This window comes from Luteolibacter algae (genome assembly GCF_042683045.1).
Lineage (GTDB): Bacteria > Verrucomicrobiota > Verrucomicrobiia > Verrucomicrobiales > Akkermansiaceae > Luteolibacter > Luteolibacter algae.
The window spans coordinates 1-14,758 of the sequence record NZ_JBHUIT010000022.1; the positions used below are offsets into that span (position 1 = coordinate 1).

The 14,758-nt window shown below is 51.7% G+C and carries 9 protein-coding genes and 1 tRNA gene; 2 read left to right on the forward strand and 8 right to left on the reverse strand.

Annotated features, from left to right (window positions below; all coding sequences use genetic code 11):
- Positions 1 to 265: 265 nt before the first annotated feature.
- The 7 genes from ACFSSA_RS10905 to smc form a co-directional block, all read right to left on the reverse strand.
- A complete protein-coding gene (locus ACFSSA_RS10905; RefSeq protein WP_386820529.1) occupies positions 266 to 1,165 on the reverse strand; it encodes an IS110 family RNA-guided transposase in 900 nt (299 codons plus the stop codon).
- A tRNA-Arg gene (locus tag ACFSSA_RS10910) sits at positions 1,139 to 1,215 on the reverse strand. The genes ACFSSA_RS10905 and ACFSSA_RS10910 overlap by 27 nt, the downstream gene beginning before the upstream one ends.
- A 96-nt stretch (positions 1,216 to 1,311) precedes the next feature.
- Positions 1,312 to 2,502 carry a tyrosine--tRNA ligase gene (gene tyrS, locus ACFSSA_RS10915; RefSeq protein WP_386820481.1) on the reverse strand — a complete coding sequence of 397 codons (1,191 nt, stop codon included), beginning with the start codon at positions 2,500 to 2,502 and terminating at the stop codon, positions 1,312 to 1,314.
- A gap of 104 nt (positions 2,503 to 2,606) precedes the next feature.
- Entirely contained in the window at positions 2,607 to 5,003 is a 2,397-nt protein-coding gene (locus ACFSSA_RS10920; RefSeq protein ID WP_386820482.1) for a serine/threonine protein kinase, read from the reverse strand.
- 40 nt (positions 5,004 to 5,043) lie between these two features.
- Entirely contained in the window at positions 5,044 to 6,030 is a 987-nt protein-coding gene (locus ACFSSA_RS10925) for a SurA N-terminal domain-containing protein (RefSeq protein ID WP_386820483.1), read from the reverse strand.
- 249 nt (positions 6,031 to 6,279) lie between these two features.
- Positions 6,280 to 6,681 carry a hypothetical protein gene (locus tag ACFSSA_RS10930; RefSeq protein ID WP_386820484.1) on the reverse strand — a complete coding sequence of 134 codons (402 nt, stop codon included), beginning with the start codon at positions 6,679 to 6,681 and terminating at the stop codon, positions 6,280 to 6,282.
- A gap of 203 nt (positions 6,682 to 6,884) precedes the next feature.
- Positions 6,885 to 10,631 (reverse strand): chromosome segregation protein SMC, encoded by a 3,747-nt coding sequence (gene smc, locus ACFSSA_RS10935; RefSeq protein ID WP_386820485.1) that lies wholly within the window; start codon positions 10,629 to 10,631, stop codon positions 6,885 to 6,887.
- A gap of 273 nt (positions 10,632 to 10,904) precedes the next feature.
- Between smc and ACFSSA_RS10940 the strand changes: the two genes are divergently transcribed.
- A complete protein-coding gene (locus ACFSSA_RS10940) occupies positions 10,905 to 13,106 on the forward strand; it encodes a tetratricopeptide repeat protein (RefSeq protein ID WP_386820486.1) in 2,202 nt (733 codons plus the stop codon).
- On the forward strand, positions 13,103 to 13,699 hold the full coding sequence (locus ACFSSA_RS10945; RefSeq protein ID WP_386820487.1) for a hypothetical protein: 597 nt from the start codon (positions 13,103 to 13,105) through the stop codon (positions 13,697 to 13,699). The genes ACFSSA_RS10940 and ACFSSA_RS10945 overlap by 4 nt, the downstream gene beginning before the upstream one ends.
- A 132-nt stretch (positions 13,700 to 13,831) precedes the next feature.
- Here ACFSSA_RS10945 and ACFSSA_RS10950 read toward each other — a convergent pair whose 3' ends face one another.
- Entirely contained in the window at positions 13,832 to 14,758 is a 927-nt protein-coding gene (locus ACFSSA_RS10950; protein WP_386820488.1) for a PulJ/GspJ family protein, read from the reverse strand.

Consider the following 14,758-nt stretch of genomic DNA (forward strand, 5'->3'; position numbering starts at 1 on the left):
GTGGTTTTACCACAAGAACTCTAAAAAGGAGCTGTCCGATTTTCTGGGGTCAGGCCAAGGACAGCACTCCTACCGACGATTATGAAGCGAAGCAAATTCTATGAGGTGAGGAATTTGCTCGAATATCACAATACACCTGATGAGATTGCTTCACGCACAGATTCGCTATGGCAATAACAAATAAACCGAACAAGATGCTGCGTTGAAAGCGCAAGGGTAATTTGTCGGTTTTAGGAGTTTTTTGTGGTGGTAGTGAAGGGATATTTCAAGACTCGATGAAGCCTCTTTTTTCGGGGTTGTAGGGTAGTCCTGACTTGAGGATTCCGTAGATTTGGTGAAGCAGTTTTTTGCGCATGATTGCGATGATGACCTGCTTGGGTTTCTTACCGTTTTCCTTGAGCCTGTCGCAGAAGGTTTTGAGCAGGGGATTGTTGTTCCGGGCTGTCATGGCGGGCATGAATAGACCCCGTCTCAAGCGCACCGATCCTATCTTGGTGATGGGTGTCTGGGTCTTGCCTGATGTCCCGCTCTGGAAGTGACGTGGTGTTAGGCCTGACCATGCGGCGAGCTGGCGCGCATCTTCGAACTCGGACAGATCAGGAAGCTCGGCGATGACGATCTGAGCGGCAACATCCCCGATGCCGGGAATGGTTTTCAAGAGCTTGTATTTGGCGAGGAGTCCGGCATCGGATTTGATGGTTGTGAGGATGCCTTTGCGGATGGATTTGATCTCCTTTTCCAGGAATTTGATGGTCCGCTCGAGTGATGCCACAACGGTTTTCTCCGGTTCGGCGGAGAGCCTGGTCTTGAGTCTTGCCGCGTCCTGGGTGAGGGAGTCGGCGTGGCGACTGAGTTCGGTGATTCGTTGCTGCTGCGGGCTTCGCGGCTGCCAGGGACGTAGTTCGTGTTGTTCTGCTTTAAGGAAACGGGCGATGAGTTTGGCGTCGGCGGTGTCGCTTTTGTTGCGCCTGAGTTTTTGTTGTCCGAATGATTTGATCCACTGCGGATTGACCAAGTGTAGGCTGTTCATCCCACGCATGTGAAGGGCTGCGGCAATGGCACCGCCGCATTCCGCCAGTTCGGTTTCTCTCCCGGCACTTGGTTTGTTTGGGGAAATCCTTCCATCCCTTATGGAATATGGTGCGCCCGACTGGATTCGAACCAGTGACCGTCCGCTTAGAAGGCGGATGCTCTATCCAGCTGAGCTACGGGCGCTTGGGAGAGGGGAGGTGGGTAACAACAGTTATTGGAAATGTCTAGAGAGACTTTAAGAATATTGAAAATTCGGAGGATGAATTCCGTTTCTAGAGATCAATTTATAAAGCGGACGGCATGCTTTTTGGAGAGTTTCAGCGTATCGCCGGGAGATGGTTTGATTGGCAAGGTTGGATCGGTTTGTTTTTCTCCATTCAGCTGAACTGATCCCGACACGATGAATTGCTTTCGGAGCTCACCGTTTGATTTTTTTAATCCAAAAGAGGCTTCAAAAGCGTGGGAGCAAAGGCTGAGAACAGTAAGGCCTGCAGGTAATGCGCTGAGTGAAATCTCAGGGAGATCTGCGGCATTGAGATCTTTTTTAGAGAAGCGGGTATCCCAATCAAGCCGAGCATTTTCTGCCTCGGTAGCCCCATGGTAGCGGGCGGTTAGTTTTTCCGCCAAAGCTTTTTTGGAGTCCATCGGGTGCTGGGATGCATCGCGTGACTCGCCTAAAAGAAGAAGGTAATAACGATCCATTAGCTGATCGGAAACAGACATCAGCTTACCATACATTTCCTGTGGAGATTCGGACACTCCGATATAATTTCCATAGGATTTCGACATTTTCTTCACCCCGTCCAGGCCTTCGAGGAGAGGCATAACCATAACTACCTGTTGTGGCTGACCTTCGTCTTTTTGCATATCACGACCTACCAAGATGTTGAACAATTGGTCGGTGCCGCCGAGTTCCACGTCGGCGCGGATCTCTACGGAATCCCAGCCCTGCATTACCGGATACTGCAGCTCATGAAGACGGACCTCTTGTCCGGAATCGAGCCGGTTGCGGAAATCTTCCCGCTGAAGCATTTGCTGCAACGTCACCCGGGCATTGAGACGGAGAATCTCTTCATAAGTCATTTTCCGGAACCAATCTCCATTATAGACGATTTCTGTTTGGTCCCGATCGAGGATTTTGAATGCCTGCTCGGTATAGGTGGCCGCATTTTCGAGGACTTCATCGCGGCTCAGCGGCGGCCGGGTAGCGGAGCGGCCGGATGGATCGCCAATGGTGGCAGTGAAATCGCCGATCAGAAGAACTGCCTGGTGGCCGAGAAGCTGGAATTGGCGAAGTTTTTCCAATGCCACTGTGTGCCCGAAGTGGATGTCTGGTGCCGTGGGATCAACACCGAGTTTTACGCGTAATGGACGGCCGAGTTTGAGCTTTTCCAAGAGTTCTTTTTCGGAAAGGACTTTGGCGGCACCGGAGGTGAGCTGGGCAAGTTGTTGTTCTGGAGTGAGAGTCATACCTGTGGAAAAATAAACGGTCGTCGCCGGACGACTGCCGTGTGGAATGCTGAAACAGTTTTCGGCTGCGGTTTAACCACCGCAGCGGTCACATGCAACAACGGTTATTTTCCTCCTTTGGTTTTTTGAACTTCTTTGAGCCTTTGGATGGCTCGTTGCGCAAGATCGATCACTTTGTCGCTATCCGCGGTTTTGGTGAGATTCTCGAGTATGGCAAATGCCCATGGAGCAGGATCCACGTTGGCAAGACCGCGAATTAGCTTTAGCTGTTCGTTCTGGGTCTTGGTTTGCTCTGAGAGAAGGGTCCAATTCTGCTCGACTTTGTCCGGGGAAGCTGCGGCATATTGAATAGCGGAGTCATAAGCCCGGTCACGGAGTTGAACCTCGGGTGACGAGGCCAGATACTCAATGAGGAGTTTATAACCTTCGTTGCCACTCCATGTAGCTAGAGCGACAATAGCTGCGATGTTATCCTTCATGTCTTTGCTGAAGAGATTCTCCTTGGCAAAAGAGAGTGCGAAATCCCCGCCTACACGGCCGAGGAGACGGAGCATGGAGTGACGGATTACATCGTTTTCTGCGGCGCCGTATGCCGAGATAAGATCCGCGGCGAGGCTATTCTTGGAGGAAGACTTTTCTATTATGGTTGCCGCATTTTCTTCAGCTGCCTTGCGGATCAGATCGTTTGAAGTTGTTTTTATGATATTGATGAAAGCCGGTAGCTGCTGCTCGTCCGACATAAACCGGCAGGCCTCGATTGCTGCGACTGCGGCATTTGGCTCATTGGTGCTTTCCGCAAAATCCAGCAATGTGCCGATGATTGCGGGGTTTCCACGTTTACGCAGCACGTCCCGGATGAGAACCACACGGACATCCGGAATCATGGTTTGAGTGGTGGCAAATTCCGCAATGCGTGCGTCAATATCCGTGCCGTCTGTGGATTTTGCGAGGAAGAGCGCTTTGTAGATGACGTAGCGATTTTTGTTAGAGGCTACGGAAGTGGCTGCCCGCAGGAGCATTTCCAGCTTATCCTTATCGACCGGTAGTTCGGTGGCATCACCTTTGGCCACATATTCTATCATGGAATTGTAGGTCTTTGCCTCGGCATTCGCCCGCATTTTTTGCATCAGAACAAAAGCAAGGATGAGGACCACGATTGCGGTGCCGATTCCCAAAACAACCTTGCCGCTGCTTGATAATCCTTTTTGCGGGGTTGAGACCTTTGTCGCCGGTGGCTTAGATCCGATGGGAGAAACCGCTTTTTTACCCGGAGTTGCAGCATTAGTTGGGGCGGGGGTGAGCTTCGGCCCGGTAGGGGGTGTGACAGCGGGAGTGGACGGTGGGGAGGAAGCAGCTGGCTGGGTGGGTTTCGCCGTTGGGATTACCGGGGCTGTGGCCGGCGGGCTGATCGGGGCTCCCGAACTGGTAGGAGTGACGAGGCCTGTTGCCGCACGTGATGCCTGAACTACTTGAGCGGTCGTATGGACACTTGGTTTCGAGCCTTCAGGTGGAGCCAGCGCTTTTGGCGCTGAAGCAGTTTTGACAGGTTGGGTAGGAGTTACTTCTGGGACGACCTCTGGAACTGGAGCCGCACCAGGGATCACTAGTTTCGGACGTTTCGGTTGTTCTGGGGCGGGTGATGGTGTTCCGGTGCTCATTGGGGGAGAAGGTTGTGCTGCGTCGTTTTCCACGAAATTCTGTAATGCCTGCCGGGCGGATTCCGGGCGGTCGGATGGGTTCCGGTTGATATGCCACATGATCCAATCACATGCCCATAGAGGGATTCCGTCCCGGACTTCCTGGAGAGGGTTTACATAGTGCTGGAGATGGGATGCCATGACCTCCGCCGCAGTTTCACCATCAAACGGATAGTAGCCGGTCAGTGCATAGTAGAAGACGCAGCCGATGGCATATAGATCGGTTCTCGCATCAATAGGCACGCGTTCGAACTGTTCGGGAGCCATGAAATAGATGGAACCGAAAACGCCATCAGATTGGTCGGTGGTTTGTAGCGAGGGCTTCGCAGAGAGCTTGGCCAAGCCAAAGTCCACGATCTTCACCTGGAATTTGCCGGAGGGCAACCAAGTCAGCATGATATTGCTGGGTTTGAGATCGCGGTGGACCAGATGCAATTCCTGAGCGGCTATCAGGGCTTCAAGCACTTGCATTGCCAGCTCCCGGAAATCGCTCCAAGTGAAAGAACCTTTGAGGATAATATCTTCAAGCGTCTCGCCGGCGAGTAGCTCCATGACAACATAGGGGCCGTCTTCATCGGATCCCACATCATAGATCGTGACGATATTTGGATGCTGTAGGGATGCCAGCGAGCCGGCTTCCTTCAGTAGCTGCCGGGTGCTTTCCTCGGAAATTTCCGCATCCTCTGAATTGGCGATGATCCGCTTGATCGCCACATCCCGGTTCATCCGGACATCGTGAGCGCGGTATACGGCGCCGAGGCCACCTTGACCGATTTTCCCTTTGATTTCGTAGCGATCTTCCATGGGTTTCTTGCTGGTGTCTGGAGCCTCCGGATAAAACCGATCAGAGCTTTTTGATATCGATCATAGCGCGCTTACGGCGGGACTCGATCCAGCGCTCATATTGAGCGGAAGTTTTATTGCGACGGACCCTTTCCTCGATCATGGAGCGCACTTCCGATAGGGAAGGCGATGGCCCAAGATTTTTGCTGATGACCTTAACGATCGTGAAGCCACGCGGATCGAGAAGAGGACCGATGATTTTTCCTTCGTCCGCTTCAAAGATGATAGCGGCAAATTCCGAGGAGAGATCCGTCCGTGGAAGATCTTCCTGCAAACCGCCTTCTGAGGCGAACGCATCACGTGAGTTCTCCTTCGCAATCTCTTCGAAGTCCGCTCCGTTATTGAGCTTGCTCGCAAGGCTTTCCGCTAGGGCCAGCTGAGTTTCCGGGGTTGCCAGAGGGCTCTCCGGATCGGCTGCCGGGATAAAAATTTTCCGGAAAGTGATCTTATCTTTTGAAATATCCCGAAGGGTGCTTTTGACCTTATTGTATTCGGTTTGGACTTCGTTTGGGAGCGGAGGCGGAGCATCCGAAAACTGCTGGGCACGCATCGCCTGCACGACCATTTTCTCACGGGTCATTTCACGATAACCCTCCATCGTAAGCCGGGATTTTTTCAGTTCCTCCCGGAATTTTGCCTCATCGCCATTGTAAAGCTCCCGAATCTGACGGTCCACTTCGTCATCGACCAGACTCGGCCGTATGCTTGCTCCGAGCTGCTTGAACTCGTCCAATATGATCTGCCTATCGATTAGTTCCTGAATAATCTTGTCCTGAGCCTCTTTGAATTGACGCTCAAATTCAGGACCGCGCCGTGGGAACTGTGTGGCCAGCTGCGCATAAATTGGTGCGAGCATGAAAGAGACCTCGTTTTTAGTGATAACCTGTCCGTTGACCTTTGCCGCGATCCCATTGACTTCGATCGCTTGGGAAAAGGCAGAGGTGCTGGTCAGTATCGGAATAAACAGAAGAGAAAGATAGCGGATCATTTAGATAGAATGGAAAATTATTGCCAAGGTATTGGTGAAGCGGCGTGAAAGAGTTTTCCGCGAGATGACAGATATTGCAAGCGGAGAACCTCGTAGCAAGAAACTCTCTCGTTACCGGTTCATCCTCATGCAACCAAGTGGCACCCCGCTTGTAAAAGTCCGCTTCTTTGGCAATAAATACTTGGGGAATTCTCCCGTTTCTATCTTGGATGCGAGGCTTATTCAGAATTTTTTTCTCCCGGTGGACTCTTAGGCGGTTCGGGCTAGCACTGGAGCTCCACCAGCCTCGGGCATGGCGGAAAATTTCCCGACGACATTAGCGCGATTGATCTCGATGTCATCATTGGGAACCCAATTTGTAAGTTTGCCCAAAGTCTCCGACGGGAGAAACTCAAGAATCCTTCCGTATTGTTTGGTTTTACAGGCAAGTCCCCATGTCTCGGTGTTGTATCTCAAAACAATTTTCTCAATAATTTCGCCAAGGGTCTGATAGCACAGGGTTTCATCTTCCCAATGAAGTAGAGGCGTGCCGGTCTGGCCCCATGATTGGAATTCTATCCGCTCAACGAGCTCCGCGTTACCATTGGGATACAACAGGTAGGCGAAAAGAGCATCGAATCCCGTGCAGATTACGATTTTGTGGGTTTTCATAATAGTTGTTTGAAGAACCCCATCGCAAATAACATGCCGGAATTGACAGTTCTTTTGCACTCAAAAAGTTGTTGGGAAATATAGAGTTTTCAGAATGCCCAGGGTAGTGAGAAAACTCTATCGCGATGCAATCTGCAATATGTGCATTGTGAAATGCACGATTTCGGATGGCCTGCACGCGGACACTTTGAATGAAAATTTTATCATGCGTCCAATCTGAGTGCTGCCTTTTGTGCAGCGGATTTCGCCTCTCCCTTGAGATCGGTCGACGAGCTACTGGTGAGGCGCATTCCCACCGGCTTCGATACACCGAATTCTTCCATAGTGACCCCATACATCACATCGGCCCGGGCCATGGTTCTTTTTGAGTGGGTCACGATGATGAACTGGGATCTGTCGATGAATCGATCGAGAACTTTCACAAACCGATTGATGTTTGATTCATCCAATGGCGCGTCGAGCTCGTCGAGCACACAGAAGGGCGAAGGCTTGATCATATAGATGGAAAACAGCAGTGCGACTGCCGTCATCGACCGTTCACCACCGGAAAGAAGAGTAATCGACTGGAGCTTTTTACCGGGAGGTTTTGCAATCACCTCAATTCCGGATTCCAATGGGTCGTTCTCATCAATCAAAGTGAGATCAGCCTGACCCTTTTCACCGAAGAGTTCCTTGAACATATCCCGGAAATTGATTCTTACCTGGGCGAAGGTTTCTTTGAAACGGCGTTGGGTCTCCTCATTTATCCGTTCGATTACAGACAGTAACTCGGTCTTGGATGATACAAGATCATCGTGCTGGTTCCGCAGGAAGTTATGGCGTTCTTCCAGCTCATCGTATTCTTCGATCGCATCGATATTGACCGGGCCCATGGACTCGATCTTACGTTTGATGTCATGGACCAGAGATTCCACATGGGACCAGTTTGGCTCGCCCGGCATGTCTTTGATCTCCTCAGATGGGTTGATGGCGCTATTGTGCGTAGCTAAGATTTCAGAATCGGTCTCATCCGCTCCGGAGGCATTTCGGGCTGCCCGGGACTGGAGTGTGGCCAGGAGGGAATGCGCATCCGGCTGGAAGCTTGCCAATACAATCTGATGTCTCTCTTCTGTGGATGAAACCAGATTTTCCAAACGTAAATCGAGCTTTGTTGCGGCGATTTCTTCCCGTCCTTTTTGCTCATTGATCGAGGCCAGATCTTTGCGGATCTTGGTGAGCTCGATCTCGGCATCTTCGATTGCTTTAATGAGTAATGTGCGACCTTCCGCCTTTTGACTGAGTTCCTGCTGTAAGTCCTCGGATTCCAGCTGATGGTCTTCCACTTGGGAGGCCAGGGACTCATTCTCGTCGATGGAAGCTTGGATACGCTGGGTGAAATTCTCGATCTCCGTTTCGCGTCGGATAGCGATCTCCCTAAGCTCCGATAGCCGGGCTTCCATGGGGCGTTGCTGCTCTTCGGCTGCCTGTTTGGCCCGTTTTTCGACTGCGAGATTCGTTCGCAATTCGTTTAATACTGCATTGAGCTCCTGCTCTGCTTCCGCTGCGGAATCCGATTGTGATTGCAATGCACGGGTCTGGCTTTCGATCGCCTCCAATCTTTCTCTGGATGCGGCTAGCTCGCTCTCAAGAGACTCGCGTGAATCCGATGCCGCGGATTCGCGCTTTTCAAGCTCGTTACGCTCCCAGCGGACGTTTTCAATGCGGGTATTGAAATTCTCGACTTCACGGGAGGCCAGCGAAAGTTGCCCTTGGAGGGTGGATAATTCCACCTTCTGTTTCTGCAGTCTTTCCCGAGCGACCTCGACAGACTCACGCCCAGCTTCAAGATCTGCTTCCAGGGCAATAACCAACGATCTTGCCTGTTGGTCTTTCGCGGTCAGTTCCGATACTTCATTTTCCAAGGCTCTCACTTCATTTTGCCTTTCCAGCAGGGAAGCGGAGGCTCCCGAGGCAGCACCTCCCTGTATCGTTCCTTCCGGAGAAAGAGTTTCACCGGCCAGCGTTACGAAGGTGAGTGTGGAGTAATCGCCGCGCAGTTTGAGTGCAGTTTTCAGATCCGGCACGATCAAGGTTTTTTCAAGCAATTGCTCGATGATTGAGGATACCCGTGGTTCTGACTTCACACGATCCAAGGCCCAGGCGATCGCTCCGGAAGGGACGGTCTCCATTTGGGTGCCGTTGGCTTTGGGAACCAGATCTCTGGGAAGAATAGCGGCTAGACCGAGCTTCTTTTCCGTCAACCTCTCGATCAATTCCTGAGCAATCGAGGAATCCGTAACCAGCACGGTCTGGAGTTTTGCCCCCAAAGCTGCTTCGATGGCACGGGCTGCGGAATCATCCGCGCGTATGAATGATGCGAGAACCCCTTCGATGGAGTTTTTGAAGTGATCCGGCTGGTCCAAGCCTTTGAGCAAGTTCTGCGTGCCTTTGGCAAAGCCCTCACCAGAAGCGACCAATTGTTTTACCGCATCATGCCGAGCCGAGCGTTGGGCCAGAATTTTGTTCGATTCTGTAGCTGCTTTCCGGGAGGAGTCGAGATCGCCCCGAATGCGTTGGTAGTTGCGCTCGGCTTGCTGGAAAGATTCTTCCAGTTCTGTCAGCTGGGAGCTGGTCTCCGAGACAAGTGAGGCAATGCGGGTCTGTTGTTCGATGTGCTCTTCCACGCCTAAATTCAGCCTTTGCTCCTCCTCGGCCAACTGACGCGCCCGTTCACGGTTGCCTTCCAGCTGGGCAAGGGATGACTCGATTTTTGCCTGCATCGTGGCGATCAAAGTCTGGGTTTTATTGGCTTCTGCCCGGGAGGATCGTAGGGAAGCCTCAAGATTTGCGCGGTTGCTGCGGGCGGCTAGAGTTCGCTCCTCTTGCTTCTCCAGCTCGAGTTCCTGTTCCGCGATTCTTCGGGTGAGCTGTTCGAGCGCTTCGTTGGCAGCAGTGAAATCGAATTCCTGCTGAGCGAGTTTTTCGCGTGTCGCCGCGATATCCGCATGATTCTGCGATATCCGGTTTTCCAGCTCCGCTTTGCGCTCATTATTGAATGCGATCCGTGACTGTGCGGCGGTCAGCGCATTCTGGTGGGTATTCAATTGCTGGCGTATTTCCGCGAGCTCGGACTCGAAAAGCCGTGCTGATGAGCGGGCTTCTGAAACTTTTTCCTCTTTTTCAGGAAGTTGATAGCTCAGATGGGAATCCTGTGCTTCAAGAGAGCGAATAGAGGTCGTGAGCTCTGCCCGCTGTCCGGTGATTTCAGTGAAACGCTTATGGGCAAGATGAGTATCCAGAATGTGGTAGTCGGCACTCAAAGATTGGAAACGGCGGGCTTTGGCCACCTGGCGTTTCAGTGAGTTCATCCTGCGCTCCTGTTCGGCAAGAACGTCTGAAACACGGAGTAGATTCGCTTCGGTATACTCAAGTTTTCGCAGGGCGTCCTTCTTCTCGCGCTTGAATTTGGTGATTCCCGCAGCTTCCTCGAAGACCGCCCGGCGCTCTTCTGGTTTTGAAGACAGAATTTGATCAATCTGGCCTTGGGCCATAATGGAGTATGCGGTGCGGCCAATTCCCGTATCCATTAAAAGATCGTGGATATCTTTCAATCTACACAAGGTGCCGTTGAGTCGGTATTCCGAACGTCCATCTCGAAAAACTCTGCGGGTGAGAGATACCTCATTGAAGTCGACTTTGAGAGATTCCTCGCAATCCGCCATCGTCAGCGTGACCTCGGCCATTCCCAATGGCTTTCGTTTCTCGGTGCCATTAAAAATAACATCGGCCATTTCTCCACCGCGCAGCGCTTTGGCGGAGGTCTCGCCAAGCACCCAGCGGATAGCATCCACGACATTAGATTTTCCGCAGCCATTGGGGCCAACGATCCCTGTCACCCCTTGGGCAAACTCGAAGACTGTTTTGTCGGCAAAGGATTTGAAACCCTGAATTTCGAGCGTTTTGAGATACATGGAGGTAAAATGGCTTAGTGCGGAATTCCACAACCTGTCTGGAGCGGTCCGGAGGATGGTAAATAAATTTTTAAAGTAGGCAAGGTGTGAATCGGTTTGAATGCAATATGTGGTATGTCTTGTGATGGAGTAGGGCCGGATATGGTGGTCGCAGGAAGTTAAGAGGAATTGAATAATCTGTATCGTGGAGGTGAATTTTTATGGGAGCCAACCCATGAACGTCAGAAAATTGAGACTTGCGAAACCAGTCTGCAGTGGTAGTTCTAAGTGCTGATGTTTAAGGTAGATGCGCAAACCCAGGCGTGTTTTAAATGGGCGGTAACTGTCTGTGTGGTGGTATTCATGCAATGCGAAGTCGTTGCGCAATCTCCCGCGAGTCCCCAGTTTGATCCATCGGATGTCTACTTTCAGGCTTACCTTGCAGTAAGAGCCGCCGAGCAGTTGGAAAAAGACGGGGATTACGTTGGTGCGATCAATAAATACCGCCAGGCTGAGGATCTGTTCGGATCAGTAAGCCGTTATTATCCGGACTGGAAATCCGGCATGGTGAAGAACCGGCGGGAGCTAACCGGGAAGTCTATCGCCGAAGTGAGAGAAAAGGCCGGGGAACAGCTGCAGAAGGATCGCGGGGCAATTGCCGAGCTCGAAGGAGGTGCACGGAGTGGGGGAGAATTTATTGATCCCGCTAAAGATGTGATGCCTTTGAATGGAGGGATCCTAGAGGTGGATCCACTGCAAACACGTCGTCTGAAAGACGCGGAAGCCGAAGTAGAGCGTCTTCGTAAAATGCTATCCGGGGCAGGTGGCGGTAGCAATGAGGCGATGAGGAATGCTTCCCGTGTGGATGACCTACGAAGGCAAAACGAGGCACTGACTGCAAAACTCCGCGCTGCGGAGACCAATTTGGAGTCACTGAGGGCCCGCATGGCTGCCGCTCCCATGCAAAATGAGCTGAAAGCCTTGAATAACCAGATCGAGCGTCTGGAACAAGAGCGGGAAGCGATGGCAATGGCTCTGAAAACCAGCCGCGGGGATCATGCTGAAGCACTTTCCAGGATCGAAATATTGAATGCAGATATGGAGATCATGCGGCAGCAAGCCAAAGATTTACGGCAGCAGGAGGCAAACCTCCAGCGGGATCTGGAAACGGAAAGGAATGTGGCCAACGAGGTCGTGGCCGGCCAACGACGACAAATGGATATGCTGGAAAAACAGCTGGAACTAAAATCCAACGAACTGAAGATGGCCAATGAGGAAATCGCGAGCTTGAACCAAGAGCTTGCTGAAAGCCGCGATGCCTTCAATGAGCTGAGGGAGGAACGTGACGGTCTTTTACAAGAACGTGACCAGATGGCAGCCTTGCTGAAGCTGAACGAAGCGGGGCGTATCGAGCAGCTCATCGAGCAGAATATGGGTCTTGCGAAGTCCCTGCGTGAGGCCAATGAGAAAGTAGAGCGGCTGAATGTGGACAACAATGCGGCAAAGGATGACATCGTCGACGCATTGCGGGATCTTGCGATTGCAAAATCACAGATCAATAGGCTTCATCAGGAAAAACGGGAGCAGGACAAGAGGCTGAGTGAGCTGACCGCAAAGTTGAAAGCCGAGGAAAGCGCTTTGGCTGGAGGCGAGGTCCATGCCGATCCCGCGGAAGTGGAAATTCTGCGGGAAGTGATCAAACGGCAGCTGCGTGTGCAGGAGCGCAGAAGGCAAGCGAAGGAACTTTTGGTGCAAGCGGCAAGGGATCTCGGGAAAGAAGATGAGCGGCTCAGCGAGGCGATAGATCTTTTCGATGGAGCGGAGATGGAACTCACGCCGGAAGAGCAGCGTCTGGTCGCGGATCAGCAGGTGGATGGAGAGTTTGTTTCACCTTTCGCCCGCGATAGATCAACCGTCGGTCGCGCGACCAATAAGCTCAACCGCGAATTGGATAGCTACGATAGAGCCGCCCAAAAGGCCTATCTTGCAGGCAGATTGCTCCCCACGCGCGAGCTTTTGGAACTGATGTTGGATCAGAATCCCGGACATATTCCTGCATTATGTAAGCTCGGAGTCGTCCATTTGAAGCTAAACGAACCTGGCGAAGCAGTTGATAGCTTCCGGCGCGCCATCGAATTGGAAGAGAATAATCCTTATGCGAACCGGATGCTGGGCTACTCCTATCTGAAGATGGACGACATGCCATCTGCAGAGCATTTCCTCAAGAAAGCGATCGATATGGCACCGGATGACGCCAAGAGCTATTTGCTGTTGGGCACTATTTCCTACACCCAGGGACAGCTCGTTGACGCGGAGTCATATTTCAAAGCGTCGATCACCGCCGATCCGGTTCCAAATGAACCATACTTCAATATCGCTTTACTCTGTGCCAATGACGGACGCTACGAAGATGCTCGAAAATTTTACAATCAAGCTCTGGAGCGAGGTGCGATCCCGGATCCGAATTTGGAGAACACGTTACAAAAAAACCTATGAAACCTCTACTCACACATTTGTGGACCCTCGCAGGCATCAGTGTCATCGCCACGGGTTGTGCTGACAAGAATGTGGATCCCGCCAAGCCGACTGCTGCAGCCGAACACAAGTCCCTGAGCGAACGTCTTTCCGAGGGAGGAGGCTATAAGCAGGATGAGCAAGGAAATTGGGTCCCGAAATCTGATAAGAGGAGTTCATTCGACAGCCAGCGAGACTCGCCTTACTTCAAAGGAAAGATAGATAAGGAAGAGTACAAGACAGGAGAGGTCGCCAAGAAGTCCTGGTGGGGAAATAAGAACTACCAAACCGCGGAATATGCGGGGAATACGGATGCCTCGAGGTTCCAAACGACGGCGCGGCAGCAAGGACAAGTGGCAGAGGCTAGCGGAAAGAAATCCTCATTAACACGGTCCTACGAAACCAACACGCTGGATAATAGCCGTGCACGGGAATCCAATGCCGCTCAAGTCAGTCGGACATCGAACAGTGCTGTGGAGGCTAGAAGAAAAGTTTTCAAAGCTCCCTCGGTGATCGATTGGCAGCAACAGCGTGAGATGAGTTTGGAGCAATCCAGAGGTATACTGGGTAGATGATTTCCGCCATTTTCTCCGGAAGGTCAGGTCAGGTCTTCTCGATCCCGGAGACGATTTTCTGTCAGAAGAAGGCATAAAAAAGCTCCCGGCCCTCTCAAGGTCGGGAGCTTGCGGAGAATCCTTTACAGTGGATCAGCTTCCGGGAACCGGAATCAGCTTGGAATATTGATATGAATTCTGGGCAATGAAATCATCAATATCGTCATCCGAAATACTTCTACGACGCATTTGCTGCATTCCAAAGTCAGTCAAAACAGTCAGGGAAATCTCAACTGCGGAAACCCTGCCGGTCCGTAGCTGATCGGCGCTTACCGAGGGGTTAGTGATGGAATAGGTGGTTTCAATACCTGAGCCCGTGATAGAGAACTCATCCGTCTGGCTGTCCGACTGACCTACCGGCACAGCGACACTGATAGTCTGCTGGGTGTTTCCGGAGGCGATTGTCACATCCACATGAAAGGTAATGGTAAATTGGAAGACATTTTCACAGATGAAGTTTTCCTCGTCGTCCGCCGCGCCACCTGCTGCCTCGAATGCGGTCTGTAGGGAAGTCTCCCCCAAGAGATCGGTGAACGTATCGTCAGGATCAATTAGTTTACGATACAACACGAAGGTTTTGTAGTCATCGTCCGCTGCTCCATCGATTGGATCCTTATAAGCAAGTTCATAGGAAACCCCTGAAATATCTCCTCCCGCATCGGTATTTGTTCCGATCTGACCCTCATAGCGATCGCTGGCAGCGGTAAGGAAGAAAAGATTCACCGAATTCGGGCTTGCTACCTTTTTAGGGCCATCGGTTGAAGGGGCTGACTCCGCATACAGCCATTCGAAGTTATTCCCATTGCGTGATACCATGGATTCAAAATCGCTCGCCATCGTGTCGAGCATCGCCTTTCCCTGACGTGCGGCACGGATTTCAGAACGATTTCTGTTCCAGGTATCAAGGGAGAGTGAAGTGATCGAAACGAGAATGGTGACGATAATCGTCGTAATCGCCATCGCAACAAGTAACTCGATCAGGGTGAAACCTGGATTGCGTCTAGTGTATTGGGTTTTCAT

Bases quoted from the DNA above. Each gene is read 5' to 3' on its own strand.
- tyrS (WP_386820481.1), bottom strand. From the start codon at position 2,502: ATGACTCTCACTCCAGAACAACAACTTGCCCAGCTCACCTCCGGTGCC.
- ACFSSA_RS10920 (WP_386820482.1), bottom strand. From the start codon at position 5,003: ATGGAAGATCGCTACGAAATCAAAGGGAAAATCGGTCAAGGTGGCCTC.
- ACFSSA_RS10925 (WP_386820483.1), bottom strand. From the start codon at position 6,030: ATGATCCGCTATCTTTCTCTTCTGTTTATTCCGATACTGACCAGCACC.
- ACFSSA_RS10930 (WP_386820484.1), bottom strand. From the start codon at position 6,681: ATGAAAACCCACAAAATCGTAATCTGCACGGGATTCGATGCTCTTTTC.
- smc (WP_386820485.1), bottom strand. From the start codon at position 10,631: ATGTATCTCAAAACGCTCGAAATTCAGGGTTTCAAATCCTTTGCCGAC.
- ACFSSA_RS10940 (WP_386820486.1), top strand. From the start codon at position 10,905: ATGTTTAAGGTAGATGCGCAAACCCAGGCGTGTTTTAAATGGGCGGTA.
- ACFSSA_RS10945 (WP_386820487.1), top strand. From the start codon at position 13,103: ATGAAACCTCTACTCACACATTTGTGGACCCTCGCAGGCATCAGTGTC.
- ACFSSA_RS10950 (WP_386820488.1), bottom strand. From the start codon at position 14,758: ATGAAAACCCAATACACTAGACGCAATCCAGGTTTCACCCTGATCGAG.